We start from the raw sequence: 909 nt of genomic DNA on the forward strand, positions 1-909 counted from the left end.
GTCCGGTAGTACTCGTGTATTTCCCGAAACTCAGCGTTCTTTCCTATCAGCGATATCGCAGCTTCGTACAACACGTACCTCAGTCGCTTCCGTCCCCGATAGCTGATCCGACTTTCACCGTTGTGCTTACCGGAGTCGTTTGCAACGATTGCGTATCCAGCCAGCTTCTGCAGCTGTTTTGGGTTATCAAAACGCCCAATGTCTCCCACCTCTGCAATGAAGCCGCTGACTGTGACCAGCCCGATTCCCTTGATGCTCATCAGCTTATCAACATATGGAATCTCTTTCAGCTTTTCCTCTATGTCCTGAAGCAGTTCCTCCAGCCTTGACGCATATACATCCATGTCATTCAGCAAATTTTTCAACTCAATCCGTGCAGCTTCCGGTGCCTCCTTACTGCCAACGCTATGCTCTGCGGCCGATACCAGGGTCTTTGCCCTCTTCATTCCGGCGCCTCTCAGCTTTGCGTCCCTCCAGATTCGGTTCACACCTTCCGCCCCCAGTTTCCTGATATCCTCCGGAAGCGGTGCCACCTTCAGCACCATCCGCCCGCTGACCGCCTTTAAATCCCCATAAACGTCTTTATATTCAGGGAAGTAGATGGAAAACCATCTGGCGATTCGGTTCTTGATCCTTGTAAGCTCCTCCTGCGTTTGAAAGCGCAGGTTCGACAGGCTTCTGATTTCTGCATAAATACCGGTCGGTATGTAAGGGTAAGAAAACCGCCCTTCATTGACCAGCGATGCGATTGTTTTGGGATCCTTCCGGTCATTTTTGTTGGGATTGTTGTCATCCAGTTCTTTCGACTTCTTAACATGGTGGGGATTTACATGCACAGGCTTCATTCCGTTGTCCTGCAGGAATTTCCCTAAAGCAAACCAGTAGTGGCCGGTCGGCTCCATACCGGGA

1 protein-coding gene is annotated in these 909 nt (G+C 50.7%); it reads right to left on the reverse strand.

Going from position 1 to position 909, the window contains the following annotated elements:
- Nucleotides 1-909, reverse strand: a 909-nt coding sequence (locus ASU35_RS05705) for an IS110 family RNA-guided transposase (RefSeq protein ID WP_058352086.1), incomplete at both ends; no start/stop codon positions are given.

Origin of the sequence: Acetivibrio ethanolgignens (assembly GCF_001461035.1) — a bacterium.
Lineage (GTDB): Bacteria > Bacillota > Clostridia > Lachnospirales > Lachnospiraceae > Velocimicrobium > Velocimicrobium ethanolgignens.